We start from the raw sequence: 22,809 nt of genomic DNA on the forward strand, positions 1-22,809 counted from the left end.
ACAGGCAGAACTCACGCATGACGTCCCGTGCAAATTCCTGCATGTTTGATTTGATCCAGCGGGTGGACATGTAGCCTCCGATACAGTGAACCGCAGTCTATGGCGGTGTTGCAACTTACATTTTTGTGCCGTGCCTGTGCTGTGCAACGGCAGAACCGCACGCAAGGGCGGCGTGTTCCGGAAACGGGCTGTATGAAAGACTGGTACAGCATCCGGCCGATGCATGGCATCAGAAGCGGTCTTTTATGACAACAGAGGTTCTTTTGTATGCTCAGGGCGTGTCAGTGCCGTTTCGGATCACTCCGGAAAAACACGGCAATACGCCTAGGCTGGCTACTTCTGACGGTGGCTTGTGGGCTCTTTGTATGTCATCTGATTCGATGAGGCAATGTCCGGGAAGTAAAGACAGCAGATTCCAAACCTGCCTGTATCTGGCCATGGATTGACATATTTGTCAAGAGAGGCGGCGCGCTGCAAGGGGGGAGGGCAGCGCGCCGCCGGCGTGTAGCAACGTGCTACAGCATGCATAGGGATTCATCACAGCATGTTTTCATAAACTCGCTGTAGGTGTGCAGTATTTTACGCTCTTTGAGGATTCTGTCCGCTGACAGCTCGGGGACGGGATTCTGTGCGGCAAGTTGCAGGGCGTGCTTGTGTCGCGGCAGAGCCTGCATACCTTCTCCCAGACAGGTACCTGTGGCTGTTTCAAGCAGCAGTGCGTCACGCGTGTCTGTGATGGCTATAAGCGGAACAGGTCCGCCGGCAGCCAGTCTGGCCGCGGCAAGGCTTTCGCGTACAAAAGTATTAACCTGACCGGGAACAAAAAGCAGGAAAAAGAAAGGTGCGCCGGTGACATCGTGTGCTGCAAGATCAACAGTGCGGCAGTATTCCTCGCCGTTTACGGGAAACCGGACGGAGACTTTAGGGACAAGAGATTCGGAGGGATACTCCAGCTCTTCTACAAGCATACGGGCAAGAGCCTGACGCAGGTCTTCGTAGGTGGTCTGCTCTACGTTTTCGCCTGTCAGATAGTCGCGGATGCTGAGGCCAAGGCTTACTTCGTGCATTATTCTCTCCGGCGGAAGCGGAACTGTTGCTCGGAAATCGTATGCTTATAAGGTAAGACGCAAGGCAGAAGAAACAAGAGATTGTGAAAAAAAGAATTCCTTGTGCGCAGCTTCAGGATGCAGGCGGTTTTCTGCATCCTGAGGCCATGCACATAGCGCGGGAGGATTAATTGCTTTTCAGCAGCACCTGCGCCACAGCTTCGTCGTACAGAGCCATGGGATTGCTGTCGCGGCCCATGCCCCGATACATTTCTGCGGCATTGCGGATAACTTCGATGGGAATCCATTCATGCTGTTCCCACACTTCGGGTCTGTCCTGATGCCACAGGCGAAATTCAATGGACTGCTGGCCGTTGCGTACGTAAACACGGACCTGCTTATTGGAAGGGTCGGGATAGTAATAATGTCCCTTATCGTCTCTCATGCTGTACCTCACTGTAGATTGCCATGGCAGGCATGGTGCACTGCCTGCCCGTGCGTGTGACCTTAATGTCGGATGTTCGTCAAGTAAAACCGACAAGAGGAAGCCTATTGTCCGTGGAGTGTCAGCTTGAGGTCACTATCTGACAAAGTGGCTGCACGTTGCTGTTTTGCGGTGCTGCTGTAAGTGCGCGAGGGTAAGGGCTTTACATGCGTTGCAGGGCTTGACAAAGCGGTCTTTTGCTTCTAGCAATGAATTACTTTGTCCAAAAAATCACGTAGTTTTCGGCGGACGCAGTGCACTGACCAAGCACTGGAAAAACCGAAAACACCGCTTCTTCCCCATGTTACAGGGGGGGAGGCGAATTCATGTATGGTTGTGAACATAAACTAACCAATGTGGAGGTAAGGCAATGGCTAAACATGCAACCCCCAAGTTGGACCAGCTCGAGTCCGGGCCGTGGCCCAGCTTCGTGTCCGACATTAAGCAGGAAGCCGAAATGCGGGCAAAGAATCCCAAGGGTCTGGATTACCAGATTCCTGTGGATTGCCCCGAAGACCTGCTCGGTGTTCTTGAGCTGTCCTACAACGACGGTGAAACTCACTGGAAGCATGGCGGCATCGTAGGCGTTTTCGGTTACGGCGGCGGCGTTATCGGCCGTTACTGTGACCAGCCCCAGCAGTTCCCCGGCGTGGCTCACTTCCACACCGTTCGTGCAAACCAGCCCGCAGGTAAGTACTACACCTCTGAGTACCTGCGTAAGCTCTGTGACATCTGGGATCTGCGTGGTTCCGGTCTGACCAACATGCACGGCTCTACCGGTGACATCGTTCTGCTGGGCACCACCACTCCCCAGCTGGAAGAGATTTTCTGGGAACTGACCCACAATCTGGAAACCGACCTTGGTGGTTCCGGCTCCAACCTGCGTACTCCCGCAGCTTGCCTTGGTGAATCCCGCTGCGAATACGCATGCTACGATTCCCAGCAGATGTGCTACGACCTGACTCAGGAATACCAGGACGAACTTCACCGTCCCGCATTCCCCTACAAGTTCAAGTTCAAGTTCGACGCCTGCCCCAACGGCTGCGTTGCTTCTATCGCACGTTCCGACTTCTCTGTGATCGGTACCTGGAAAGACTCCATCAAGATCGATCAGGACGCAGTTGCTGAATACGTTGCCGGTAACATCGCTCCTAACGCTGGCGCTCACAGCGGCCGCGACTGGGGTAAGTTCGACATCGAAGCTGAAGTTGTAAACCGCTGCCCCTCCAAGGCCCTGAGCTGGGACGGCTCCAAGCTGTCCGTTAACGCTAAGGATTGCGTACGTTGCATGCACTGCATCAACACCATGCCCCGCGCTGTCCGTATCGGTGACGAGCGTGGCGCATCCATCCTTGTTGGCGCTAAGGCACCTATCCTCGACGGTGCTCAGATGGGCTCCCTCGTTGTTCCCTTCATCGAAGCTCAGGATCCCTGGGACGAGATCAAGGAAGTCATCGAGAACATCTGGGATTGGTGGATGGAAGAAGGCAAAAACCGCGAGCGTATCGGCGAGACCATCAAGCGTCTGAGCCTGCAGAAGCTGCTTGAAGTTGCTAATGTAACTCCGCAGCCCCAGCACGTGGTTGAGCCCCGTTCCAACCCCTACATCTTCTTCAAGGAAGAAGAAGTACCCGGCGGTTGGGATCGTGACATTCAGGAATACCGTAAGAGACACCAGCGCTAACCTAAGAGGGGTACCAAAAAATGGCATTCATCTCTTCTGGATACAATCCCGAAAAACCGATGGAAGGTCGTATTACCGACATTGGCCCGCAGCATTTTGCTCAGTTCTACCCGCCTGTTATTGCACGTAACAAGGGTAAGTGGCTGTACCACGAAATCATCGCTCCCGGCGTGCTCGTTCACGTCGCCGAGTCCGGTGAAAAGGTTTACACCGTTCGTGTTGGTGCTGCTCGTCTGATGTCCGTAACTCATATCCGCGAAATCTGCGAAATCGCAGACAAGCATTGCGGCGGACACCTGCGTTTCACCACTCGTAACAACGTCGAGTTCATGGTTGAAACCGAAGAAGCTGCCAACGCTCTGCGTGAAGATCTTGCTTCCCGCAAGTTTGCCGGTGGCTCCAACAAGTTCCCCATAGGCGGTACCGGTGCCGGTATCTCCAACATCGTTCACACTCAGGGTTGGGTACACTGCCACACCCCCGCAACCGACGCTTCCGGTCCGGTTAAGGCTGTCATGGACGAAGTCTTCGAAGACTTCCAGAGCATGCGTCTTCCCGCACCTGTGCGTATTTCGCTGGCTTGCTGCATCAACATGTGCGGCGCCGTTCACTGCTCCGACATCGGTATCGTTGGTATTCACCGTAAGCCTCCGATGATCGACCACGAGTGGACTGACCAGCTTTGCGAAATTCCGCTGGCTGTTGCTTCCTGCCCCACCGCTGCTGTTCGTCCCACCAAGGTGGAACTGGATGGCAAGAAGATGAACTCCATCGCTATTAAGAACGAGCGCTGCATGTACTGCGGTAACTGCTACACCATGTGCCCCGCACTGCCCATCTCTGATGGCGAAGGTGACGGCTGCGTTATCATGGTTGGTGGTAAGGTTTCTAACCGTATCAGCATGCCTAAGTTCTCCAAGGTTGTTGTTGCGTACATCCCCAACGAGACTCCTCGCTGGCCCACGCTGACCAACACCATTAAGCACATCATCGAAGTCTACTCCGAAAACGCTATGAAATACGAGCGTCTGGGTGACTGGGCCGAGCGTATCGGTTGGGAACGTTTCTTCCAGCTGACCGGCCTTGAGTTTACTCACCACCTGATCGACGACTTCCGTGATCCGGCCTACTACACCTGGCGTCAGAGCACCCAGTTCAAGTTCTAGGCCACAGAGCCAATTATGCCGGGCGGGGGTTTTCCCCGCCCGGTTCATCCCAGAGAGGATACTATAATGGATGAAAAGCAGATTATCGTCGAATTCATCGAGTCCAAGTCTAAGTCTAAGTCCAAGTTCTACTTCAACGACTTCCTGCCTTTGTTCCCTGAAATGAAGCCCCGTGAAGTTAAGAAGATTCTGACCAAGCTGGTGAACGAAGAAGTTCTGGAATTCTGGTCTTCCGGTTCCACCACCATGTACGGCCTGAAGGGCGCTGGCAAGCAGGCTAGTGCTGAAGGCGAATAATATTTCTGCCCGGAAGGTGCGCCTTCTTGACGGAACAGCGTATGAACTGCAAAGTTCATACGCTTTTTTTATGTCACCAGAAGGTGCAGGAGGGATTTGGTGCGTATTCCAAGAGTCATAATTGCGGGACTTAACGGTGGTTCCGGCAAGACGATAGTCAGCCTTGGCGTCAGCCGGGCATGGGCTTTGGCCGGTCGTAATATCAAGCCCTTTAAAAAAGGGCCGGACTATATCGACGCGCGCTGGCTGGCGTTGGCTACAGAAAATCAGGCGACAAATCTTGATCCTTTTCTGGTGCCGCAAAATGTGATGCAGGCTCTTTTCTGGACTGCCGCCCAAGGTTACGATGGTGCCTTGATTGAAGGCAACAGAGGGCTTTTTGACGGCAAAGACGTTACCGGCAGTTGTTCCACGGCAGAGGTTGCAAGGCTTTTGAATACACCGGTAGTGCTGGTGATGAACTGTACCAAGATGACGCGCACCGCCGCCGCCATTCTTTCAGGTATGGTCAATTTTGAGCAAGGATTGAATATCGCCGGTGTGGTGCTGAATAATACGGCAACAGACAGACACCGTGCGATTCTGCGTTCGTCCATCGAGCAGTATACGGATGTCCCCGTTCTGGGCGCCTTGCCACGAATGTGCGAGAACCCCATTCCTGAAAGGCATATGGGCCTGTGGTCTGACACCGAGATGGATGACGTTGCCGGACCGCTCAATGCTGTCGCGGCCTACCTTAGAAAACATGTTGATGTAGATCGTATCTGGGATCTTGCCGCAGCCGCACCGGAACAGAAATCGGTCGACAGCGTATGGGATCTGCTACCTGTATCCTCTAGAGCAAAACCGGACTCAGCATCCGTGCGGATAGGGTATGTCCGTGATGCAGCCCTCTGGTTTTATTACGAGGAAAATCTCGAAGCGTTGCGCCGTGCAGGTGCTGAGCTTGTGGAACTTAGCCTTCTGGACGATGCCGAATGGCCTGAACTGGATGGTTTATATCTTGGCGGCGGTTTTCCGGAAACGCTGGCAGAAAAGCTTGCCGCAAATGAAGCCGCACGTAACAGAGTCCGCCGTTTTTCAGAGATGAATATGCCTGTGTATGCGGAATGCGGCGGCTTTATGTATCTTGGCGCTATGTTGCGATACGAAGGGCGGGAGTATCCCATGTCGGGCGTGTTCCCCGTATGCACGACCATTCATTCACGTCCGCAAGGGCTCGGGTATGTGGAAGCGTCCGTAGTGGAAGAGAATCCTTTTCACGCAAAAGGCACTCAGGTGCGCGGACACGAGTTTCACTATTCCCGTGCAGAGGCTTTGGCAGGGCATAAGGTCTGCTACTCGCTGAAGATGGAGCGTGGGGAGGGTATGGGCGCTGATGCAGACGGACTGGTTGTCCGCAATACGTTTGCAAGCTACACCCACCTTTTTGCTTTGGGTGAGCCTCATTGGGCTTTGAACTTTGTTAACGCCGCAAGAGAGTACAAATCGCATCGTACCAGCAATCCGCTAAAGTAGCTGGCATGGCTCGGAACTAAAGTTTTCAGGCTTTTTGATAGTAGTTTCAGTCAGGCCTTGTCAGGTACAGGCGACACTCTTTGTTCCTTTCCCGTAACTGCCGCTGAAAGCCTGCTGTAGCGAAGATCATGCTCTGTTGGTCATGATGACGCCTGTGGCAACCACCAGTGCCCCGCCAAGAAGAGAAGACGGAATCGGCTCGTTTAACAATACGGCGGCAAGAATAATAGCACTTACAGGAACAAAATTAATGAACACTCCGGCCCGTGAAGCACCTATCTGCTTTACGCCCTGATAGAACCATGTAAAAGCAACAACGGTTCCGAAAACACCCAGATACGCAATGGAGAGCCATGCGGTCAGGGAGATGGTTGTAAAGCTGTTAATGAGCCCTTCTGAAACGGCAAAAGGCAGCAGTAACCCCGCACCGATAATGCACGACCATGCTACACTGGCCAGAGGGGTTGCGTGCACCATTACTTTTCGTCCGGCAAGGGAATATGTTACCCAGCTTGCCACACAGCCGAAGATCGCAAGATCGCCTGCTGAAAGAGCGTGTGTGAATAATGCGAGAGGGTCTGCTCTGGAAATGACAATGATGGCTCCGAAGACTGATAAACCTATTCCGGCAAGGCGTGTGCGGGAGAGGGGCTCACCCAGCAGTAATGCGGCAAAAAGAGCAATACACACAGGGTTAAGCGCAATAATAGCCGCTGCTCGTCCTGCCGGAACTGTCTGAAGCCCGAGAAAGAAAAAGGCGTTGTATGCAAATACGCCGGAAAGGCCTAGCAGCAACATGCCTGGAAAGCTTTTGCGGGTAAGCTGGGGCAGGCCGCCTTCATGCATCCTTACCAGAACGTACAGACAGCAGCCTGCAAGTGCGAATCGCAGAAAAGAGATTGAAAACGGGGGGAGCTCCTGCGCGACAATACGACCGGCAATAAATGTGCCGCCCCAAATCAGTGCCGAAACAATAAGTTTTACGTATACCATGCGCGTCATGTCATAGAGTTTTGAAGATAATATGCTAGTATGCCGCATCGGCGTTGATATCACCGGTGCTGTCTGCGGCAGGTGCTTCGGCATCAGCGCAGGGGAAAAATCACGAACAAACTAACGTTACATGCCGTACGGCATATACAGGATATAACAAGGTGCAGTCGATAGCTATTTCGGGACTTTTTGAAAAGTGGTTGAAAAATGCAGTGCTGGCAGGAGTGGCTCTGTCCTTGTGCCTGTTGTTTGCGGGAAATGCCGGTGCGGCAAATCAAAAGACTCCGCCCAGCTTACTGGAAGGGCGTGCCTCATGGTACGGCGAGCTGTTTCAGGGACGTCCGACTGCAAGCGGAGAGCCTTTTGATATGAATGCGTTAACCGCTGCGCACATGACGTTGCCTTTAGGCAGTATTGTGCGGGTGGTGAATCTGGAAAACGGTAAGACCGTTATTGTGCGCATTAATGATCGGGGTCCTTTTAAAAAACAATTTGTCATTGATTTATCACATAGAGCTGCTCGTGACCTTGGAATGCTGGAAGCGGGCACAGCCTTGGTGCGCATAGAGCCGATGGATAAAAGTGTGATAGCGGGCAAAGAGCCTGAGGCTGTTGTTCCTGCGGTGATAAAAAAAGCACATGAGAACAGGACTGCAGGGTTGGTTGCCTCAGTTGCCAAGCCTCCTCTCACTACCGATAAGGCTGAGGAAGAAAAAAATGCAGGTAGTGAAGCCCCTGCGACAACCAATGCCACAACAGGTGAAACAGCCGATGCCGCCAAAAAAACAGCAAAGGTTGTCGCCGTAACAGATGTTACGGCTAATAGTCCGGCACAAAATGCACCGGTCGCAGATTCACGCCCGACAGCTTCAGCACAGAAGCCTGTTGCCGAAAGAGAGCATAAATCCATACAGGTGGAACCAGCTGCGGATAATGTTTCTGCAAAGAAAGCAAAGCTCGCCGGACAGCCTGCAGTAAAGCCGGTGGCCCAGAATCAAAATCCGCCAACTAAGGTGGATGCGGATCCGGTAAAGGCAATGCTTGATAATGGTTACTATATACAGGTGGGCGCTTTCAGTAAAAGAAATAATGCAAAAAACTACACCCTTACGCTGCGTGAAAAGGGCTTTGAGAAAAGCCGGTGGTATCGTAAAGCACCGGAGGCCGATTTATGGATTGTTATAATCGGACCATTTGAGGCTAAACAAGATGCTAATAACAGACTTGCCGCATTGAAAAATGCAGGTCACAATGGGTTTGTTAAAGTTATTTCAAAATAGCCGTACCGCGCTTTTCCTTTTGCAAAACAGTGCCCTGATATAGTAAGTTTATTATGGTTCGGTACTTACATATTCGCACTTCTGGCAGATAAGGTGTTCCTATGCAGCATGACCCGCCCAGAGTTTTGTCTATAGACGATGATAGAAACGTACGTGACAACATTGTTGCCTACCTTGAGGACAGCGGTTTTGACGTCGTTGAGGCAGAAAACGGTAAGATGGGATTGGAAGTTTATGAAAAAACCAATCCCGATATCGTGCTGGTCGACCTGCGTATGCCTGTTATGGACGGAATGCAGTTTTTAAGCGCCATCCGCAAGGTTAACAAACGCTTGCCTGTTATCGTTGTTTCCGGTGTAGGCGTTCTGGAAGAAGCTGTAGAGGCGTTACGCCATGGTGCATGGGACTATGTGACAAAGCCGATCAGCGACATGGTCGTGCTTGAACATGCGGTGAATAAGGCCCTTGAACGGGCAAAGCTGCTGGAAGAGCGTGAAAGGTATCAGGAACGTCTGGAGCTTGAAGTTGCAGAGCGCACTAAGGAGCTTCGCGATTCCAACGAACGTCTGATTGAGTTTCAAAATTTACTGCAGGAAAAGAATCAGTTTTTGGAAGCGCTTATTGAAAGCATGCCTAACCCCGTCTTCTTTAAATCGCTGGAAGGCAGGTATCTTGGGTGTAATGCTGCTTTTTGCCATGTCCTGAATCTGGGTAAAGATGAAATTGTGGGACGTAGGGCAGAAGATTTGCTGCCCGAAGAAATAGCCTGCAGTGCTCTGGAAAGCAGTGAGACATTGCTGCCGGACGGTCGTCCTCAGTCGTGTACACTTATTTTGAATGATTCCACCGGTGCGCCTATGCAGCTGGTACTGTTCAAGTCCTTTTTTAAGGACAGGGTTGGCGCTAATGCCGGTGTTGTGGGTATTTTTCATGATATTACAGAGCTTAAGAGTAAAGAAGCACAGATTTTGTATCAGGCATACCATGATGAACTTACCGGCCTTGCGAACCGAGCACGTCTGAAAGAAGCCATTTCGGAACGTATGCAGAGCAAAGGCGGGAATTTTGTCGTTCTTATGCTTGACCTTGATAACTTCAAGAATGTTAACGACAGCCTGGGCCACGCCATGGGCGACAAGTTGCTGCTTGAGGCTGCAAGGCGTCTGAAGGACGTTGTAGGCTCTGTGGCTCTGCTGGCAAGAACTGGCGGTGACGAGTTTGCGTTGCTGGTTGAAGGCAGCAAGGAACACGCTGTAGAACTGGCGGATAAAACCCTTGAGGCATTTACAAGACCTTTTGTCATTGACGACCACGAGCTTTTTATATCTGTAAGCCTTGGCCTTACATGTTGGCCGGAAGACGGTGCTGATGCCGATGCCTTGGTTAAAAATGCAGATATAGCAATGTACAAAGCCAAAGAGCAGGGCCGCAGCCGCTATCTGCACTTTGACGCGGAAATGACAGAGCAGGTGACACGAAGGCTGGCGATCGAAAAAAGCATCCGTAAAGGGCTTGAGCGCGACGAGTTTCATGTTTTTTACCAGCCGAAAATTAATATTATCAGCGGAAGGCTGGTGGGCATGGAAGCTCTCGTGCGCTGGATGCCGGAGTCCGGTCAGGTTGTCAGCCCCGCAGAGTTTATCCCTGTTGCGGAAGAAACCGGCCTTATCGTTGCTCTTGGCGAGCATGTGCTGCGTAAAGCATGTGAGCAGATGAGAATCTGGAACGAGCGAGGATGGGAGCATCTGCGAGTGTCTGTAAACATTTCGGCACGGCAGTTTCAGGCAAACCTGACAGAACGGGTGGCAGCAGCGTTGCGCGATAGCGGTATCCCGCCCGATGCCCTTGAGCTGGAAGTGACGGAAACCACCATGATGCAGGACATGGGGCAGACTGTCATGTTGCTTGAACAATTGAATGCCATGGGGCTGAAGATCGCCATTGACGACTTTGGCACGGGGCATTCTTCGCTGTATTATCTTAAGCGTTTCCCCATTAATACGCTGAAAATTGACCGCTCATTTGTGCGCGACATCATGACAGACGACGGCGATGCCAGTATCGTTTCCACGATCATCACCATGGGCCGCAATTTATCGCTTGAAGTTGTGGCAGAAGGTGTGGAAACAGACGAACAGCTGCAGTTCCTGCGCGAGAACGGTTGTGCGGAGGTGCAGGGATACTACTTCAGCAAGCCGCTACCTGCAGATGAATTTGAGGCTTTTGTGGTGCACCATGAAAGTCAGGTGGATGCCGTGAAAGCGTAAGCTGGAAGATTTGTATTTAATCAGAAGACACAAGGCCGCATACAGAGTATGCGGCCTTTTTCAGTTGCGCTTAGTCTTGTTGCTGCTTGTTTACTATGCAACGTGTAAGCTCCGAAAAAAGCTGATTTTTGTTGACAGGCTTTTGTACATAACCGTCGAGCCCTTGCGAAAGGTAACGTTCCTTGTCCCCGGGCATGGTATTCGCGGTCAGGGCAATGACGGGAATATCAGCCCACACAGCGCCGGAGGTGCGAATTTTCATTGTTGTTTCCAGACCGTTCATGCCCGGCATCTGTACATCCATCAGGATTGCGTCGAATGTTTCCTTTTCCAGAACATCCAAAGCTTCGTAGCCGGAAGATGCGGTTGTCACGCTGTACCTGCGCTCCAGCAGGAACAACGTCAGAAATTCCTGATTAAGCGGGTTATCTTCAACCAGTAATATATGACCGGCTGTAGCCACCTGTTGGCTGAAAACAACCGGTGGCTGTTTGGATGTATACGGCGACACAGCTTCAAGGTTAAAAGTCCCGACCGGTTCCGCATCACTGCCGGCAACATGAGTCTGCGTGTGAGCACATGGGGCATCGTCGGTCTGGTCTTCTTCGGGCAGCGGAACAGTAAGGATAAAGCGGCTGCCTGTAGTTACAGAAGGCTCAAAGACAAGATTACCCCCCATAAGCAGGGCAAGACTGCGGGAAATGGCCAGCCCCAGACCGCTTCCTTGATGCTGGCGAGACAGGGTGCCGTCGATCTGGACGAAGCTGTGGAATAGCAGATGTTGTTTTTCGGAAGGAATACCGGGTCCTGTATCCTGCACAACAAAGTTTATGAAGTCTCCTTCAGAGCGGGCAACGTTGATTTTTACGTAGCCTGAGTCCGTAAATTTGACTGCGTTTCCAACAAGGTTGGTGAGTATCTGCCCCAGCCTGCCGGAGTCTCCCAGTACTAAATCAGGCAGTTCCGCTTCCAGTGATACGGTCAGTTGCAGGCGTTTTTGCTGGGCTTGTATACGCAAGGGGCCGATGGCCTGCTCGATTGTTTTTTTCAAATTAAAGGACGTTGCGTTAAGAGGCATTTTGCCTGCTTCCAGCCGTGAAAAATCCAGAATGTCGTTTACAACCAGCCTCAGTGACTCCGCGACATTTCGGATCATCTCCAGATGTTCTTTATTTTTTTCTTCCTGAGTGCGTGTAAGCATTACATCTGTAATGCCCATGATGCCGCTGATGGGCGTGCGCAGTTCATGGCTGATGTTGGCGACAAATTGCGATTTAAGCCGCGCCGCGCGTTCCGCAGCGTGCAGAGCATCTTTAAGAGCAGCTTCTGTAGCTTTACGCTTGGTAATGTCCAGCGCCACAACAAGGCCGTCATTTCCCCCGATATGAGCCGGTACGGGGACAACAGTCACTTCCAGCACTTTGTTACCATGGACAACTTCCATTTGTGTGCGTTGTCCCGCGATAGCCTGTTTACACAGCGGCTCAAGGATGATGGCGAGGGCCTGTGGCATAAGTTGCGGAATATAACTTCCTGCCGGTGTTTCACGGCTCAGCCCGAGTACCTCAACCTGTTTGCCGTCTGCGATGAGCAGTCTCAGCTCGCTGTCAAAAAGACAGACCGCGGCGTTGGGAAGGTTGCCGGAGAGCGCCCTGTAGCGGTTTTCGCTTTGCAGCAACGCCATACGTGTGTTGTGTTCTTCGGTAATATCCTGAAATGTTCCGGTCAGCCGTAGCGGATTGCCGGAAGCGTCCCGCAGTAGCTTTGCCCGCAGAAGCCCGTACCCGTGCTCTCCATCAACAGTCCGGTAGGGGATGCCGGCTTCTTTGTAGCTGATGGATTCATGGTTGGAAGAGTTGATCATAGCCTCGAAGATAGGCGGAATGGCCGGAGCAATCTGTGCCAGCAGTCCGGGAGCACTGGTCACATCAAAATCATGAGGCAGTCCGGCCATGGTAAGCAGTTCCGGAGACCAGTATATGTTGCCGGTAACAAACTGTCTGTCGAAGTGACCGATTTTTGCCAGCCGCTGGGCTTCGCGCAGCAGGTTCTGGCTTTCGCGCAGGCGGGCCTGCGTCTGCTGCAGCTCTGTTATGTCTTCAAGTACTGTCATCCCTCCGCTGACATGCGTCTCGCATGAAAAAGGCAGGCTGTGGCCCATGTATATTTTACCCCGCAGCATCAGGGTAAAATGTACAGGGTGTCCTTTTAATGCTGCAGAATGATGTGCGGCAAGATTACGTCCCGCAGCGGGAGGAAGCGCATCCTGCGCTGTTTTTCCTTCAATATCGGATTTTTGCAATCCCATATGCCCGAGCAGCTGCCCGTCTGCTTTCTGGATGACGCCTTGCCCGTCAAAGATGATCAATACCCCGTTGGGATAGCTTTCCGCGATGGACCGATACAGTTGCTCGCTGCGTTGCAGGGCTTGTTCCGCGTCCCGTCTCTTGCGGTGCTGCCGTATCCCGGTGATGGCAAGGGCGGCGGTTATCATAAACAGGGCGGTGGCAAACATCAGGTAACGATGCAACGATGCCTGCCATGGGCGCTGAGTTACCGTCTTGCTTCGCATGGTGATAATGTGCAGGGGTAATTGCGACATCTGATAGGACGAAACAAAGAAGTCTCTGGTCTCGCTGTTTACCAGCCCTCCGCCGATAAGAGATTTTTCGATGCCCCGCAGACCTTCTACCTCTTCAATATGCAACCCCGTATAGGGGCTGCTTTGTGCGGGCCAGCTGGCAATGATGCGATACTGATGGTCTACCAGCAGCACCGTATCAATATTCAGCAGCGCACCGTCCAGATAAGGGTCGTACAGGGCTTCCGGAGTTATTATGGCGCTCAGGATGCCTATGAACATGCCGGAGTCGTCTACAACGCGCCGGCTGATGAAGATTTGCGGAGAGTTATAGGTGCTGTCGGGAGAAGTCGGTTGAAGGAGTAATGAAAATTCGTGCCAGCTGTCCCGGTGACGGCGGAATAATTCTTTAAGGTCTGTCTGCTGAAGAAGTTTTTTGCCGGAGTAGCTGGCAATGGTTTGCCCGCTGGCATCAAACAGCAGGATATCTGACACGCTGGAGTGCAGCAACGAAGGTGTCGGCAACCGCAAGCGTAACGGCAGTGCTGTCGGAAGGGGCGGATCAGCCGAGATTTTTATATTCTGCAGCAGTGCTGATGCTGAAGACTGTGTGTTAAGCAAAACCAGATCAATACCGGATAGCGTGGCGGAAAGTCGTTCGCCAAGGATGCTGGCTTGTGATTGCAGGGCCACACGGGCGAGAGACAGGTGGGTTTCTTTTTGTGAAAAAATGGAAAACAGCAGGCCGATAAGCAACATCACGACAATAAGCTGCAAAGCGGCAATGGTGCCGCGAGGCGCATGTGAGCCGAGATGGAAAGGTTTCATGGCTGTCCCGTCTGCTTCCGGTTACGCCGGTCAGCGACTTTCCGGCGGAGTCAGGAAAGATAGCTGCCGGACTTGTGCAGCTCCTTTCCAATGATTGCATCATCAGGTTACGTCTTTGTGTCGCTTTGTCCTTTAGTGGATGCTTTTACAGCATGCGTTGCTTGTCTATCTGTATTATCCACGGACTGATTTTGAAAGTCTGCTTGCACGGACGCAACCAGAGGCTCCTGCGGTTGTCCTTCAGAGGCTGTGGCAGACAGCGGCGCTGCAGGCTGTCCTGCCAACTCGTCAGGTAGAACGGTAGGCAGCTCATCAGGCAACGCGTCGAAGATATTTTCCAGAATCGTATTCGACACCAGCATACCATTTCTGGTCAAGCGCAGATAGCCGTCGCGGATGCGCACCAGCTTGTTGCGATGCAAAGCATGAATAAGCATCTTATGTTCTTTAAGAAAATCCCGTCCGGTAAGGTCGCGATATGCCTTCACGCGTAGCCCGCGTGAAGTGCGAAGACGCAGCATGATAAGCTCTTCGGCTCGTTCCAGCGGCGAAAGCGATTCAGCATCGTGCGCTATTGTACCCTGTGTGGTGCGGTTGGCGTATTCTTTCAGATCATGCGGGTTTTCCCAGCGTCTGCCGTACAAAGTGGAAACGGCAGACGGGCCGAAACCAAGATAATCCGCACCCTCCCAGTAGCCCAGATTGTGACGGCATTGAAAGCCCATTCGGGCAAAGTTGGAAATTTCGTACTGCATGTAGCCGCGTGATTCCAGATACTCCGCCCCGTAGATGAACATGCGGGCCTGCTCCTGTTCATCAGGCAGCTCAAAACGGCCTTTAAGGCAGGCCTGTTCAAGCGGAGTTCCTTCTTCCAGCGTCAGACCATAGCAGGAAAGATGGTCAGGCTTTAAATCGGTAATGGCTTTCAGTTCGTCCAGCCACAGTTTAAGCCGCTGACCGGGAAGCCCCCAGATGAGATCCAGATTGATGTTGGCAAAACCTGCCTGGCGCGCAGCGTAGAAGGCTTGTATAGCATCGCGGACTTTGTGCGGACGATCCAGAACATGCAGGTTGTCATTGTTCATGCTCTGCACGCCCATGCTCAACCTGTTTATGCCGCATTTGAAAAGCGTATCAAGATAGCCGTAACTGGCTACAGATTCGGGGTTTGCTTCAAAGCTGATTTCTGCACCGACATCAATGGAAAATGCTTTGCGCAGTCGCTCCATGATGACAGCTACAGCTTTCTCCGGCAGCAGGCTGGGAGTGCCGCCGCCGAAAAAAATCGTCTGTACGGGGACGTTGCCCAGTCTGTCGCCCCACAGAGCAATTTCGCGCAGGAGTGCATCAAGATAGCGCTGCATGCCTTCGGCACCTGCCGCGGCAACGGGCAGAGAGTGAAAAGCGCAGTAGCCGCATTTACTGCGGCAGAATGGAACGTGGATGTATAGCAGCACAACGGCTCCGGATGCCTTGTGGTGTTATTGACGCTTGGCTGTGGTAGTTATGCGGCCTGCGTGGTCCGCGGGCTTATCGGTGCTGCGGAATTGTCAGCGCAAATGTTATTGCGCAGCCTGTCCGTTGTCCGCGCATTGTCCCGGCTCGCAGCCTTCGCCATCGTGTGCGGCTTCCGCTGTCTGCATTGCGACCCCCCGAGGACTCTGGCTATCGGCATTTTTCAGTTCGCGGGCATAACGTTCTGTTTCGCTGTACAGGCAACCGCAGTACTGCTGGCGGTAGATTCCCCATTCCTTCGAGGTTTCAATGCCCTGTTGCCAGCCTTCGCGAAAGTCGCGATATAAAAATTGCACTTTACCGTCACCGCACAAATCGTTGCCTAGTTCGGCAATACGTTCATGCTGTTGTTTTTTTGAATACAGCAGTGTGCTGGTGACCATATCAAACCCGCCTCTGCGGGCTACCGATACGGCCCTTTCGAGCCGTATGCGGTAACAGTGAAAACATCGGTTGGCTTCACGGAAAGCTATCTCGCGCATCCAGTTTTGCGGGTAGTATTCACGGTCAAAATAGATGACCTTGATGCCCAGCTTGTGCGCAACATCCACCATGCCTTGCCTGCGGGCTAAATATTCGCGCAGGGGATGAATATTGGGATTGTAAAAAAGCCCCGTTACTTCATGCCCTTCGTCAAGCAGGGTGGTGAATGTGGTTATGGAGCACGGCCCGCAGCAGGCGTGCACGAGCACTTTTGCCACGTTATCTCCGTACGAGAATATCTATTTTGCGTGCAAAACGGTTTTCCAGCTCAACCAGATGCTCGCGCTTGTGGTTAAGCAGATACAGCGCCAGCTCTTCCGGCCCTTCCCACTGGAAAGGAGAGGTTTCGCTTGCTCTCAGCTGTCTGTGGATATCTTTGAGTGCCTGCAAAGACTGCCATTCCATGTTGCGGCGCAGACCGGTACCTTTGCAGCAAGGGCATGGTTCGGTGCTGATGGAAAGCGCGGAAGAACCAAGCCGCTGACGGACAATCTGGAGCAGACCGAAGCGGCTCATCTTGCCTACGTCATGACGGGCGCGGTCGTTTTTCATGGCGGTACGCAGAGTTTTTTCCACTTCGCGCCAGTGGTTGCGGTCGCGCATTTCGATGAAGTCGACTACTACTTGACCGCCGATATCCCGCAGCTTCAGCTGCTGGGCAATGGCTTCTGCCGCTTCCATGTTGGTGCGCAGAGCCATGGATTCAAAATTGGTCTTGCCTGCGATTTTGCCGGAGTTGATATCAATGGCCATCAGGGCTTCGGTCTGGTCGAAAACCAGTCTGCCGCCGCTGGGCAGGGCCACTTCACGGGCATAAATCTGGTCGAGCTGCTTTTGCATGTTGAAGCGCTCCCACAGGGTGCGGTCGGCATCTTTATGCAATTTTACCAGATTGGTGCGTCGCGGAAATACAATGGCGGCAAATTCCTGTACGGTGTTCGCCGTCTGCTCATCGTCCACCCACACTTCGTTAACATCATCTGTCAGGTAGTCGCGTACGGCGCGGGCGGCCAGATCAAGCTCTTTGTAGACAAGGCTTGGGGCTTTTTCCACGGTGCCCTTTTTGCGCACATCCTTCCACAGACGCTTGAGGAATTGCAGGTCGCGCTGGATGCTTGTTTTGCTCTGGCCTACCGACACGGTTCGAACAATAAGGCCAAGGCCGGGACCGGGGCTTGCACCTTCCAGCAGGGCGCGCAGACGTGTGCGCTCTTCTTCTGATTCCACCTTGCGCGAAACGCCTACCTGTTCGCGGCCGGGGGTAAGCACAAGGAAGCGACCGGGCAGAGAAAGATATGAAGTAAGAAATGCGCCCTTGGTACCGGTGGGTTCTTTTACCACCTGCACAAGCACTTCCTGACCTGCCTTAAGCACTTTTTGCAGCAGGGGATATTTTTTACCTTTGGTGGGATCGTGCGGGGCGGAGTAGTATTCGGGGTGAACTTCATCTACCTGCAGAAAACCGTTTTTTTCTGCGCCATAGCTGACAAAAGCGGCTTGCAGGTTGGGGTCGATGTTGTTGATAACGCCTTTATAGATGTTACCTTTTGTTTTGGCCTGATGCACCATCTCAACGTAATATTCTACGATGACGCCTTCTTCTGCCAGAACTACTTCAACTTGTTCGTCGGGCAGAACGCTGATGAACATCTTGCGTTTACCCTTGCGGCATTTTTCCATGAGAACCTCATGAGGATAAAAAAATTGTACGGGTAGCCCCGTGCGCCGGAAAACTGCCGGTTATCTTTCGGCAAGGGCAAAGAACGGTTCTTTACCTTCGCCTTGCTGCATGATGCCTGCTGGCAGGGTCGTAACGGAGCCTGACCGGATAAGGGCATCCAATGCCCGTTCCACACGGTCCAGCGGCAACGAAAGAGCCAGTGCCAGTTGCCCTGCCGTCTGAGGACGGCGGGCCAGGGTCTGATGCAGCATGGTCTCTACCGCTCGGTCATCCCGCTCGGTAAAGTCGGCACGCTGTCCGGTGCGCAAAAACACTGTCCGCTTCTGCGGGTCTGCTTCGGGCAGACAAGCGTTTAAGGCATCGCACCAGGCTGCTCTGATTTCGCGGGGCACAGGTTTGGCCTGTTCAAAGGCCCCCGGGCGTGACAGGGTGGTCACATCCACCCGGTCCGGTGCAAAATCGAGCACAAACTGCTTCAGCAGGGTCAGATTCTCTTGTGAATCGTTTACACCTTGTGAGAGCAGTATTTCCAAAAAAATTTGTCCGCCATATTCTTTGCGGAAGGACAGCAACGAGTCTGCTATCTGCCGTGCAGTAATCCCTTTTGCGGGTCTGTTGATAGCACGAAATTCCGATTCAACCAGCGAATCAAGCGAAGGCAACACCACATCGGCCAGAGCCAGTTCGGCCCGTACATCATCATGATGCATGAGTGTGGCATTGGTCAGTACGGCCACAGGCTCATCGGGCATGATCTGTTTACAGCCCGAGATAATGAGGCCCATGTCACTGTTCAGAGTAGGCTCGCCTGAGCCGCCCAGTGTCACATAGTCAACGTGTGTCGTCGGATTTTCATTCCGCCATGCCGCAAGCTCGTTTAAGATGTCCTTGGCAGGCACGTATGGTGCGCGTTCGCTGGTGAGGGAGTCTGTCCGGCCCACTTCGCAATACAGGCAGTCCATCGAGCAGATGCGTTTGCCAAGAAGATCCAGACCGAGTGAGTGGCCCAGTCTGCTGGAAGCAACGGGGCCGAAAACATAGGCAAAGGTCATGTAGCGGCTGTCCTTACGCGTCGCGGCGGCGGATGGTTGGGCAGAACCGGCTTGCCGGTTGCCAAGCCGCGACTCTTCATAAGAACGTTTTTCAGCAAAAATTGCAACAGGAATACACAAAATCATAACGCGCTGAATCGACTTGACAGGAAATGCGCGCCGCTGTAGGGCGCTACCATCATACTGGAGGACACTATGCCCAAAATCGGCGAACTTGTGCTTTTGGTTTCTCCCAAAGGCAAAAAATACCTGCGCAGGGTCGAACCCGGCGCCGATTTGCACTGCGGCGACGGAATCGTTGCCATGCAGGATATTATCGAGGCGGACTTCGGCACCATAGTGCGCTCGCATTCCGGTACGCCTTTTCGGATTTACCGCCCCGCACTGCCTGACCTGCTGCGTGGTATCAGGCGCCAGACTCAGGTCATTTATCCTAAAGACATCGGCTATATATGCATGCGTCTGGGGGTTGGTCCCGGCCGGAAAATTATTGAATCCGGTTCCGGCTCCGGCGGACTTACTCTGGCCATGAGCTTTTTTGCCGGTGAAACGGGCGAAATTCATACTCATGAAGCCCGCGAAGAGTTTATGAAACTGTGCCGCAAGAATCTGGACTGGGCAGGACTTGGCAAAAACGTCACGCTGTACCATCAGGATATTGCCAACGGTTTTCTGACGGGCGATGCGGATGCGCTTTTTCTTGATGTGCGTGATCCGTGGGAATACCTGCACCACATCCCTGCCGCTGTGAAATCCGGCGCAATGCTGGGCTTTCTCGTGCCTACCGTGGATCAGGTTTCCAAGCTTTTGTACGGGCTTGAAAAAGGTCCCTACGACGAAGTGGAAGTGTGCGAGATTCTGGTGCGCGGCTGGAAGCCCGTGCCCGACCGTCTGCGTCCCATGGACCGCATGGTTGCGCATACCGGATTCCTTATTTTTGCACGCCATCAGGAGCAGGTTGACGCACTGGATGCCTACAAATATATGGGCACCCGCGAGCGCAAGCAGGAAGCTGCTCGGCGTGAACGCCTTGGCCTTGAGCCGCTACGTGAAGATGTTTCCGAAGTAGAAGGCGGCGTACGCGGCGATGATTGCGCCGAAGAGCCGGATACCGCCTGCGAAGAATAATATCGGTTGTAATACAAGTGAGTACGGACGGCACTCCGAAAGGGGTGCCGTTTTTCATTGTTCGGGGGGGGCGTAAAGAGTGCATAAAAAATACAAAATTCATTGCAACAGCATGAAATGTATGATAAAAAATATTTTTTCTTGCTTTGTATAATAGCCTGATGTATAATGTTGCGCTACCGTTGTGTAAGCATATTTCATTGATGGAGCAGAAAGCATGACCCGTAAAGACAGAACAGAAGGCATATACAGCCGCCGTGAAGTGTTGGACGAGAGCGAGCGCAAACAATATTATCTCATTCAGCTCAAGGACTTGCTGTCCTATGCGTACCGCTACTCCGAAGACGTGAAAAAGCGTTTTGACCGTGCCCAGTTCAATGTGGACAAATTCAAGACTCTTGCAGACTTGAAGCACATCCCCATTCTTAAAAAGAAAGAACTTATCTTTCTGCAGTCCATGGGGCCGCGTCTGGGCGGTCTGCTTACGAAGGACCTTGGAGAACTGAAGCGCGTATTCCTTTCACCCGGCCCGATTTTTGACCCCGAAGACCGTCAGGATGATTACTGGGGATACACCGAAGCGTTTTATTCCGCCGGCTTCCGTGCAGGTGACGTTTCGCAGATCACCTTTAACTACCACCTTGCTCCTGCGGGCCTGATGTTTGAAGAGCCCTTGCGTAACCTTGGTTGCGCAACCATTCCTGCAGGTCCCGGCAATGCCGCAACCCAACTGGAGATTATGCAGAAACTGCGTGTTTCCGGTTACGTCGGTACTCCCAGCTACCTGATGCACCTTGCGCAGAAAGCTGAAGAAAAGGGCCTGAACCTGCGTAAGGACCTTTTCCTTGAAGTGGCTTTTGTCACCGGTGAAAAGTTCTCTGAAAAGATGCGTAACCAGCTGGAAAAGAAATTCGATCTGGTCATGCGTCAGGGTTACGGCACTGCAGACGTGGGCTGCGTAGGCTACGAATGCTACCATAAAACCGGTCTGCACATTGCCAACCGCGCCTATGTTGAAATCTGCCACCCCGATACCGGCATTCCGCTGAAAGACGGTGAAGTGGGCGAAATTGTTGTTACCGCGTTCAACAAAACTTACCCGCTTATCCGTCTGGCTACCGGTGACCTGTCGTTCATCGACAGAGCTCCCTGCCCGTGCGGTCGCACAAGCCCGCGCCTTGGCAACATTGTAGGCCGCGTTGACACAACTGCCCGTATCAAGGGTATGTTTGTGTACCCGCATCAGGTTGAGCAGGTTATCTCGCGCTTTGAAGATATCAAGCGTTGGCAGATTGAAGTTACCAACCCCGGTGGCATTGATGAAATGACCCTGCTTATCGAAGCCAGCAACTTCAAACGCGAGGACGAGCTGCTGCACGCCTTCCGTGAGCGTATTAAACTGCGTCCGGAACTTAAGGTGCTTGCTCCCGGCTCCCTGCCGCCGCAGATTCGTCCCATCGAGGACAAGCGAGTATGGGATTAGCCCTCAGACTTGCCGTATTAAGCATTCTGATACTTATGGCGGGCGGTTGCGCAACTGTGCAACCGCCCCCTTCCCCAGTTCCTGTTACGCCGCCGGAACGTGAAGGCACTCTGTTTATGCCTGACGGTTCCGAGGCGTCCTACCTCGCCTTTGGTCAGGCGGCACGTTCGCACGACTATATTCTGTTGGGCGAAGGGCATACCTCTCCATGTGACCATGCTGTGCAGGCTCGTCTGCTGCAGGTTATGGTCAATATGGGAATGCGCCCTGCCGTGGGGCTGGAAATGGTTCCAAAAGACCGCCAGCCAGTGCTTGACCGCTTTAATAAGTATGAAGCCCTGTTCCATTTCGGCGATGCGGACGAGCTGCTTACTCCTGAAAATTTTGCCGAAGCCGTGGACTGGAAAAATGTCTGGGGCTATCCGTACAGCCTGTACAAGCCTGTTTTTGAAACCGCTTACCGTGCCGGACTGCCTATGTATGCACTGAATGTGCCGTCTGAGGTTGTACGCAAGGTCGGGCGGCAGGGTGTGGACTCTTTGGACGAGTCCGAGCGCCGCTGGCTGCCGGAAACTATCATCCCTCCTTCGCAGGAACAGCGTGACATGTTGGAACTGATGTTCAAGCAGCACGATGCCATGCGTAAATCGACCGCCAACGCAACACGCGCGGCAAAGAAGATTGATGCGCAAGAAGCTGAAAGTCCGGCTGATGCCAAGCGCGGCAGCATGGATAGGTTTTTTTTGGTGCAGTCCATCTGGGATACTGCCATGGCTCAGAATGCCGTGGACGCGCGTAAAAAGCATGGTGGCCGCGTAGCGGTTATCGTGGGCAGCGGGCATGTGGAGCACGGCTGGGGGCTGGCCTACAGGTTGGGAAAACTGGACCCGGACGCAAAGGTTTTGCTTGTCATGCCGTGGCGGGCCACTGCCTCTATTGACCCTGCAGAAGGGGACTTTTTCTTTTACTGTCCTGCCAGTCATAAAAGCCGGCTGGGTTTTACGCTGGAGATGAAAGGCGATAAGGCGCTGGTAACAGACGTGGAGCCGGATTCCGCAGCCGGAGCCTCGGGGTTTAAGGCCGGTGACGTGATTGAAAGCGTGGACGGTGATGCCGTCAACTCGCTATGGACATTGCACAAAGCCGGTGTGAGGGCCAGCCGCGAGAAAAGGCCCATGGCATTCGGCGTGGTGCGTGATGGTGCATCTATGACGATTGAAGTAGAACCTCCATCACACGGCCGAAAGCCTGCGACAGGAACAAAGCCCTAGGAGCTGTCTCTGCTTTGTGCAGCAGCCTGAGAACGTTTCGCCGGCTGAACTA

Annotated in this window: 17 protein-coding genes; 9 read left to right on the forward strand and 8 right to left on the reverse strand. The window is 53.0% G+C overall.

All coding sequences use genetic code 11. The annotated features are described in order from the left end of the window. Positions 1-515 precede the first annotated feature (515 nt). Positions 516-1,067, reverse strand: a complete 552-nt coding sequence (locus ACK5LI_RS10805; RefSeq protein ID WP_416949136.1) for a type I restriction endonuclease subunit R — start codon at positions 1,065-1,067, stop codon at positions 516-518. Between the two features lie 166 nt (positions 1,068-1,233). Continuing rightward, positions 1,234-1,491 (reverse strand): hypothetical protein, encoded by a 258-nt coding sequence (locus ACK5LI_RS10810; RefSeq protein ID WP_416949138.1) that lies wholly within the window; start codon positions 1,489-1,491, stop codon positions 1,234-1,236. A gap of 409 nt (positions 1,492-1,900) precedes the next feature. Between ACK5LI_RS10810 and dsrA the strand changes: the two genes are divergently transcribed. From dsrA to ACK5LI_RS10830, 4 genes are all read left to right on the forward strand, one after another. Further along, entirely contained in the window at positions 1,901-3,214 is a 1,314-nt protein-coding gene (gene dsrA, locus ACK5LI_RS10815; protein ID WP_416949140.1) for a dissimilatory-type sulfite reductase subunit alpha, read from the forward strand. 20 nt (positions 3,215-3,234) lie between these two features. Next, positions 3,235-4,380, forward strand: a complete 1,146-nt coding sequence (gene dsrB, locus ACK5LI_RS10820) for a dissimilatory-type sulfite reductase subunit beta (protein WP_416949142.1) — start codon at positions 3,235-3,237, stop codon at positions 4,378-4,380. A 66-nt stretch (positions 4,381-4,446) separates the two neighbouring features. Next, positions 4,447-4,677: a dissimilatory sulfite reductase D family protein gene (locus ACK5LI_RS10825; protein ID WP_416949144.1), complete on the forward strand. Its 231-nt coding sequence runs from the start codon at positions 4,447-4,449 to the stop codon at positions 4,675-4,677. A 99-nt stretch (positions 4,678-4,776) separates the two neighbouring features. Beyond that, positions 4,777-6,195 (forward strand): cobyrinate a,c-diamide synthase, encoded by a 1,419-nt coding sequence (locus ACK5LI_RS10830; protein ID WP_416949146.1) that lies wholly within the window; start codon positions 4,777-4,779, stop codon positions 6,193-6,195. 126 nt (positions 6,196-6,321) lie between these two features. Here ACK5LI_RS10830 and ACK5LI_RS10835 read toward each other — a convergent pair whose 3' ends face one another. Continuing rightward, positions 6,322-7,188 carry a DMT family transporter gene (locus ACK5LI_RS10835; RefSeq protein WP_416949148.1) on the reverse strand — a complete coding sequence of 289 codons (867 nt, stop codon included), beginning with the start codon at positions 7,186-7,188 and terminating at the stop codon, positions 6,322-6,324. 224 nt (positions 7,189-7,412) lie between these two features. Between ACK5LI_RS10835 and ACK5LI_RS10840 the strand changes: the two genes are divergently transcribed. Further along, positions 7,413-8,468, forward strand: coding sequence for a septal ring lytic transglycosylase RlpA family protein (locus ACK5LI_RS10840; RefSeq protein WP_416949308.1), 1,056 nt, complete (start codon positions 7,413-7,415; stop codon positions 8,466-8,468). Between the two features lie 101 nt (positions 8,469-8,569). Continuing rightward, entirely contained in the window at positions 8,570-10,735 is a 2,166-nt protein-coding gene (locus ACK5LI_RS10845; protein ID WP_416949150.1) for an EAL domain-containing protein, read from the forward strand. Between the two features lie 70 nt (positions 10,736-10,805). Here ACK5LI_RS10845 and ACK5LI_RS10850 read toward each other — a convergent pair whose 3' ends face one another. The 5 genes from ACK5LI_RS10850 to ACK5LI_RS10870 form a co-directional block, all read right to left on the reverse strand. After that, positions 10,806-14,144: a response regulator gene (locus ACK5LI_RS10850; protein ID WP_416949152.1), complete on the reverse strand. Its 3,339-nt coding sequence runs from the start codon at positions 14,142-14,144 to the stop codon at positions 10,806-10,808. A 107-nt stretch (positions 14,145-14,251) separates the two neighbouring features. Continuing rightward, positions 14,252-15,601 carry a radical SAM family heme chaperone HemW gene (gene hemW / locus ACK5LI_RS10855; RefSeq protein WP_416949154.1) on the reverse strand — a complete coding sequence of 450 codons (1,350 nt, stop codon included), beginning with the start codon at positions 15,599-15,601 and terminating at the stop codon, positions 14,252-14,254. 105 nt (positions 15,602-15,706) lie between these two features. Continuing rightward, positions 15,707-16,360: an epoxyqueuosine reductase QueH gene (locus tag ACK5LI_RS10860; protein ID WP_416949156.1), complete on the reverse strand. Its 654-nt coding sequence runs from the start codon at positions 16,358-16,360 to the stop codon at positions 15,707-15,709. A 1-nt stretch (position 16,361) separates the two neighbouring features. Next, on the reverse strand, positions 16,362-17,822 hold the full coding sequence (locus tag ACK5LI_RS10865; protein ID WP_416949158.1) for an Rne/Rng family ribonuclease: 1,461 nt from the start codon (positions 17,820-17,822) through the stop codon (positions 16,362-16,364). 60 nt (positions 17,823-17,882) lie between these two features. Next, the gene (locus tag ACK5LI_RS10870; protein WP_416949310.1) at positions 17,883-18,875 is read right to left on the reverse strand and encodes a radical SAM protein; all 993 of its coding nucleotides are present in this window, start codon (positions 18,873-18,875) and stop codon (positions 17,883-17,885) included. Positions 18,876-19,070: 195 nt separating this feature from the next. Here ACK5LI_RS10870 and ACK5LI_RS10875 point away from each other — a divergent pair, with 195 nt between their 5' ends. From ACK5LI_RS10875 to ACK5LI_RS10885, 3 genes are all read left to right on the forward strand, one after another. Continuing rightward, positions 19,071-20,003 carry a tRNA (adenine-N1)-methyltransferase gene (locus ACK5LI_RS10875; protein WP_416949160.1) on the forward strand — a complete coding sequence of 311 codons (933 nt, stop codon included), beginning with the start codon at positions 19,071-19,073 and terminating at the stop codon, positions 20,001-20,003. A 217-nt stretch (positions 20,004-20,220) separates the two neighbouring features. Then, positions 20,221-21,486, forward strand: coding sequence for a phenylacetate--CoA ligase family protein (locus ACK5LI_RS10880; protein WP_416949161.1), 1,266 nt, complete (start codon positions 20,221-20,223; stop codon positions 21,484-21,486). Continuing rightward, complete coding sequence (locus ACK5LI_RS10885; protein WP_416949163.1) at positions 21,477-22,757, forward strand: ChaN family lipoprotein; 1,281 nt, start codon at positions 21,477-21,479, stop codon at positions 22,755-22,757. Before ACK5LI_RS10880 ends, ACK5LI_RS10885 begins: the two co-directional genes overlap by 10 nt. Positions 22,758-22,809 lie beyond the last annotated feature (52 nt).

The sequence above is a fragment of the Oleidesulfovibrio sp. genome (assembly GCF_047973035.1).
Classification (GTDB): domain Bacteria; phylum Desulfobacterota; class Desulfovibrionia; order Desulfovibrionales; family Desulfovibrionaceae; genus Oleidesulfovibrio.

What these genes read in the sequence shown, in the direction of transcription:
- ACK5LI_RS10805 (WP_416949136.1), bottom strand. Translation starts at nt 1,067, where the DNA reads ATGCACGAAGTAAGCCTTGGCCTCAGCATCCGCGACTATCTGACAGGC.
- ACK5LI_RS10810 (WP_416949138.1), bottom strand. Translation starts at nt 1,491, where the DNA reads ATGAGAGACGATAAGGGACATTATTACTATCCCGACCCTTCCAATAAG.
- dsrA (WP_416949140.1), top strand. Translation starts at nt 1,901, where the DNA reads ATGGCTAAACATGCAACCCCCAAGTTGGACCAGCTCGAGTCCGGGCCG.
- dsrB (WP_416949142.1), top strand. Translation starts at nt 3,235, where the DNA reads ATGGCATTCATCTCTTCTGGATACAATCCCGAAAAACCGATGGAAGGT.
- ACK5LI_RS10825 (WP_416949144.1), top strand. Translation starts at nt 4,447, where the DNA reads ATGGATGAAAAGCAGATTATCGTCGAATTCATCGAGTCCAAGTCTAAG.
- ACK5LI_RS10835 (WP_416949148.1), bottom strand. Translation starts at nt 7,188, where the DNA reads ATGGTATACGTAAAACTTATTGTTTCGGCACTGATTTGGGGCGGCACA.
- ACK5LI_RS10845 (WP_416949150.1), top strand. Translation starts at nt 8,570, where the DNA reads ATGCAGCATGACCCGCCCAGAGTTTTGTCTATAGACGATGATAGAAAC.
- ACK5LI_RS10850 (WP_416949152.1), bottom strand. Translation starts at nt 14,144, where the DNA reads ATGAAACCTTTCCATCTCGGCTCACATGCGCCTCGCGGCACCATTGCC.
- ACK5LI_RS10865 (WP_416949158.1), bottom strand. Translation starts at nt 17,822, where the DNA reads ATGGAAAAATGCCGCAAGGGTAAACGCAAGATGTTCATCAGCGTTCTG.
- ACK5LI_RS10870 (WP_416949310.1), bottom strand. Translation starts at nt 18,875, where the DNA reads ATGACCTTTGCCTATGTTTTCGGCCCCGTTGCTTCCAGCAGACTGGGC.
- ACK5LI_RS10875 (WP_416949160.1), top strand. Translation starts at nt 19,071, where the DNA reads ATGCCCAAAATCGGCGAACTTGTGCTTTTGGTTTCTCCCAAAGGCAAA.
- ACK5LI_RS10880 (WP_416949161.1), top strand. Translation starts at nt 20,221, where the DNA reads ATGACCCGTAAAGACAGAACAGAAGGCATATACAGCCGCCGTGAAGTG.
- ACK5LI_RS10885 (WP_416949163.1), top strand. Translation starts at nt 21,477, where the DNA reads ATGGGATTAGCCCTCAGACTTGCCGTATTAAGCATTCTGATACTTATG.